The 4,813-nt window shown below is 57.1% G+C and carries 4 protein-coding genes; all 4 read right to left on the bottom strand.

The window, feature by feature from the left end; all coding sequences use genetic code 11:
• The coding region (locus tag Q6L55_11420) for a Clp protease N-terminal domain-containing protein (GenBank protein MEN9259317.1) at window positions 1-1,455 on the bottom strand (1,455 nt) is incomplete at its 3' end.
• Window positions 1,456-1,553: 98 nt separating this feature from the next.
• Window positions 1,554-2,225: a DUF1614 domain-containing protein gene (locus Q6L55_11415; GenBank protein MEN9259316.1), complete on the bottom strand. Its 672-nt coding sequence runs from the start codon at window positions 2,223-2,225 to the stop codon at window positions 1,554-1,556.
• A 4-nt stretch (window positions 2,226-2,229) separates the two neighbouring features.
• The gene (locus Q6L55_11410; GenBank protein MEN9259315.1) at window positions 2,230-3,000 is read right to left on the bottom strand and encodes a ChaB family protein; all 771 of its coding nucleotides are present in this window, start codon (window positions 2,998-3,000) and stop codon (window positions 2,230-2,232) included.
• Window positions 3,001-3,539: 539 nt separating this feature from the next.
• The coding region (locus tag Q6L55_11405; GenBank protein ID MEN9259314.1) for an iron uptake porin at window positions 3,540-4,813 on the bottom strand (1,274 nt) is incomplete at its 5' end.

The following is a 4,813-nucleotide window of genomic DNA, read 5'->3' as shown; positions in this document are numbered from 1 at the left end:
CACCTGGGCCAGGGCTTCCTTGATCCTCTTGCGTTGCTCCAGGATTTCTTTTTCCGCCTGCCACTGGGCGTTGAGTTGCTGTTGTTTGTCCTTGAGTTCGGCCAGCTCCCGCTCCAGTTTGAGCAGACGTTCTTTAGAAGCCGGGTCCTCTTCTTTTTGCAGCGACAGCCGCTCCATTTCCAGTTGCAAAATCTTGCGGTCAATTTCGTCCAGTTCCTCCGGCTTAGAAGTCGTTTCCATCTTCAACTTGGCCGCCGCCTCATCCACCAGGTCAATGGCCTTATCCGGCAGGAACCGGTCGCTGATGTAACGGTTCGACAGCACTGCCGCCGCAATCAACGCCGAGTCGGAAATTTTTACGTTGTGGTGAGTTTCATAGCGGTCCTTGAGACCCCGCAGGATGGAGATGGTGTCTTCCACGCTGGGTTCAGCCACAAACACCTGTTGGAACCGCCGTTCCAGGGCCGCGTCCTTTTCGATGTACTTGCGGTATTCGTTCAGGGTCGTAGCGCCGATACAACGCAGTTCCCCCCGGGCCAGCATGGGCTTGAGCAGGTTCCCCGCATCCATAGCCCCTTCAGTGGCCCCGGCACCCACCACCGTATGAATTTCGTCAATAAACAGAATGATCTGCCCTTCGGAGCTGGTGACCTCCTTGAGCACCGCCTTCAGCCGGTCTTCAAATTCGCCACGATATTTAGCCCCGGCAATCAGCGCCCCCATATCCAGGGAAATCAAGCGCCGGTTTTGCAGAGATTCCGGCACATCCCCCCGCACGATCCGCTGGGCCAGACCCTCCACGATGGCCGTTTTCCCCACCCCCGGCTCCCCAATCAGCACCGGGTTATTTTTGGTGCGCCGTGACAGGATTTGGATCATACGGCGGATTTCCTCATCCCGACCGATCACCGGGTCCAGTTTCCCTTCGGCGGCCTGGCGCGTCATGTCCCGGCCATATTTTTCCAACGCTTCGTAGGTGGCTTCTGGATTGCGACTTTTCACTGCTTGGCTCCCCCGAATTTTTTGAATCACCTCTTTAAGTTTTTGGTCGCCAGTGATGCCGAATTCCCGCAGTAAGTTTTTACCGACGCGGTCGTCCTGGGTATAGGCCAACAAAAGATGTTCAACAGCAATGAAATCGTCCTTAAATTGTTTGCGGTACTCCTCCGCCCGGTCTAGCAACTTATCCAAACTATGGCCGATGTAGAGTTGACCATCTCCCCCGGTCACTTTGGGGTTGCGCCGCACCAGGGCTTCCACCTTTTCCCGCACCTGGTTGGGGTTGATCTCCAGCCGCTGAAAGATGCGATTAGCCAGCCCGTCGGCGTTCAAAAGGGCCAACAACAAATGCTCCGATTCCAGTTGCTGGTTCTGGTTTTGTTTGGCAATGTCAACCGCTTGGACAATGGCGTTCCAGGCGCTTTCGGTAAATTTATTGGGGTCATTCGGCTGCATAGGGCATCACCAGGCTAGTCTTTTTTCCAGTATAAAATCCGGTTTTTGCCCTGCTGGTACGGTCGTCCGTATTTTTTTAGGTTGATTTCCTGCCCACCTCAGGTCAGCAGCAGGGAAAACAGTCCACACAGGGCAATGCCGTCAAACACCCCTGCCCCACCGATGCTGAGAATCCCCGGCGTCATGCGCTCGATGTCCGGTAAGTGCAGCAAATCCGCGCCGATTAGCGTCCCCAACACCCCCCCGGCAAAGGCCACCGGCGAGGCATTGACCCCCCCTGTGAGCAAAATCGCCGCCATGGCTGCTGTCAATGGGGCCACCAGGGCATTCATCTGAATCCCGATCCCCGGCACCACCTGGGCCGCGTAATAGCTCACCCCCGCCACGATGGCTGTTACCGCAACAATCGCCAGGGGATTGGCCCGCCCAAACTGATACAGCGCCAGCACCGTGGGAATCAAGCCACCCCCCACATTCAGGGCAATGATGGTCTTGCGTTCAATCTTACGCAGGGGAATGCCCCAGAAAAACCCACTCCACAACTCCGCCCAATCCGGCACATAGGTCACCTGGGACACCCGTTCATAGATGGGAATATTCACCGTACTGCCCAACACCACCGCCATAAACAGCAACAGAGCCACCTGGGGGGAAAAACCCAGCTTGGTCACCGCCAGTTGCACCACATCCAGCGTGACCACCAGCCAAAGAAACGGCAAGCTCAACAAAAACAGCAAAAACAGGAAAAACGTGACCGGCAAATAGATCATAGGCTCACTGGGACTTACGCTTAGAAAATACCCCCCGATCGTCCCGGTCAAATAGATGTTTAATCCGCTCCCAGGCCCACAGCAGGGCGTTCTGGGGTTCGGGATGCTCATCTAACGCTTGGTTATAGGCCTCGACAAACGTCTGCTGGGCTTCTTCGGACAAATCTGCTTTCATCTCCGGCGCAATCTGGTCTTTACTGGCCAATTTCCCTTCCCCTTCCTTGGGAATTTGCATATCCGTAATGGCCACCTCTTCCCCACCAGCGCTCTGCAACAGCAGGAAAATTTCCCCGCTTTTTTCCGCCGGCACTTCCACCACCAACAGAAACTCCCCCGCCTGCACCCGCGTTTGGTAAATCGCCGCCTTATCTTGGGGCATGCCCAGGGAAATCAAAGCCGAGCCCAGACCCGCCCCCAGCGCCCCGTAAATCGCACCGGTGGTTGCCCCCAGCAAAGCCGCTGCCAAAGGTCCAGCCGCCACCACCGTCCCCACAAAAGGAATAAACAACACCCCGACACCCGTCAGCAGGCTGAGCACCGAACCGAACAGGGAACCGTAAATCGCCCCGGTAGCCAACCCGTCCAGGATCACATCCTTGCGGGTCAGAAAACCTGTAATCCGCGCTTCGGTCTGGAAATTCCGCCCGATGATGGAAATCCGGTCACGGGGCACCCCGCGGTCTAGTAACCGTTGCACCGCCTCGTGGAGGGCCTCCTGGCGCTTAAACGTGGCCGATACACATTTTTCCGGGGGCTGGGCGTAGGCTGAGGTCATGGCACTGTCCATATAGATTGCCCACATCCTATCACAAAACCCAGCCCCCAGGTGGTTGATTCCTTCAGTCTTTAATGATTATGAGTACACCATCGCATCGTCCGCCCTTCCATTTTCCAAGGCAAATATGTATTTCTTTTGCCTGGGCTTGACCTGTCTCCCGGTCTTGCCGAGAGATGACTAGTCGCCTACCCTTTAGGGCCTCTGGGTTCACCTCAAACACTCCTGGTGCCACCCTTTTGCCCACGTCCTGCAAGTTCACTACCGGCGAACCTGGCAAAACCTCTTCCCGTCGTCGTTCCGGTAGTTGCTGCGCCACCCCACCCGTTGTTAGTGTCAAAGCCACTGCCACAGCCAATGGCACTACCAATTTGTTCATCTCCGTGTACTCCCTTGTGCTGGTTACTGCTGTGGGGCAAGGCCATTATAGGCCAACCCGTATCCGTTGAGACTCATCAAGTGTAGTTAAGGTTCCCATCAAATCAAACTAGGCCTTGCAGAACCCGACCATAACCCTCAGGCCAGCCAAGATACAGCCACTAGAAGCTAAAGGTCGTGCGAATCGCCCCCACCAGCACCGTTGGGTTGTCCCGGTTGCCTTCCGGATTAAAGATGGCAAACACCCCCGGCGTGATGCTGATGTTTTCCGAGAATTTGAAGCGATAGGACGCCTCCACCAGAATCGGCACATCATCGCTGCGGCGATTCACATAACCATTCGCCACCAACCCCCGGCTGGTCGAGAGATAAGGCGGCGCCCCCACCACCAGCTGGGCCTGACTCCCCTTGGTCCCCACATCTGGGAAAGCAAATACCAAAGCGTAATTCAAAGCGGTACCCGTGGCAGTCAATCTAGGCGCCTCGTCCCGGAACCACGTTGCCCCGAACCAACCGCCGAGCACGAAATTGCGCAGGGGTTGCCACTTGAACTGAAAACCCGCATTGTCCGCACTCAGCCGGGCGTTTGCGGTCAGCCGGTCCACCGACTGATTCCCCACCAGACCCCCCAAATTCAACGGCACCACGTTCGGGTCACTGTAACCCCGGATATAAACAGCGCTCAAACCCAAATTCTCCGAGGGGTAACCGGTCACCTGGGCATAGGCCACATAGGACGACCCAAACAGACCATTATCCGGCGAATAGGCCCCCTGGCCCCCATCCCCACTGGCCAAGTACCCTATGGTGAAATTCAGCCTGTCCTCAAGCAAATTGACGCTGAAGGACGCTCCCACCCCGGCGCCGCCGTTTTGGTTGTAAATGGGATTGCGCAACCCAAAGGCCGAAAGCGCCCCTTGACCATCGTCATCCAGGGGACTCAGAGTATCCACCTGGTCGTAGATAGCACCCCCCAGCGCCGCAATGGTAATCCGTCCCCTGTCCCCCAACACCGGGAACTCGTAGGTCAAGGTGTCTAGATTCACCTGGCCCGCCGACCCCCCGTTGAGAAACCCATAGCTCACACTGGCGCTGTTGGTCCCGGTTGCCTCGAAGGCCGTGGTCCCGCCCACCGCCCCCAAGGGCACATCGTCAATCTGGAGATTGGTCGTCAACAAATCCTTCCCCGTAAAGCTGGTGTTGAACGTCAAATTCACCCGGTAACCAAACGTCACCGCATCCCGCAGACCCTGCCGACTACGGGGTTCACCCCTAGGCACCGCCCGCCGGTCGGCCCCAAACGCCCCTTGCACCCCAAAAATCACCTGCCCCGTCAGCTTGGTCGTCGTGGAAAACTGCTGCGCCTCCAACGTGGCCGTGCGCGCTTCTAGGGTATCCACCCGCCCCCGCAGCAGGGCCAACTCCGCCGCAAACT

It is taken from the genome of Gloeomargarita sp. SRBZ-1_bins_9, from assembly GCA_039794565.1.
In the GTDB taxonomy this organism is placed as follows: Bacteria; Cyanobacteriota; Cyanobacteriia; order Gloeomargaritales; family Gloeomargaritaceae; genus Gloeomargarita.
The sequence above is the reverse complement of the archived record's forward strand: the minus strand, read 5'-3'. Positions and strand labels throughout refer to the sequence as shown.

Coding starts and splice junctions, on each gene's coding strand:
- Q6L55_11410 (MEN9259315.1), bottom strand. CDS start 3,000: ATGACCTCAGCCTACGCCCAGCCCCCGGAAAAATGTGTATCGGCCACG.
- Q6L55_11415 (MEN9259316.1), bottom strand. CDS start 2,225: ATGATCTATTTGCCGGTCACGTTTTTCCTGTTTTTGCTGTTTTTGTTG.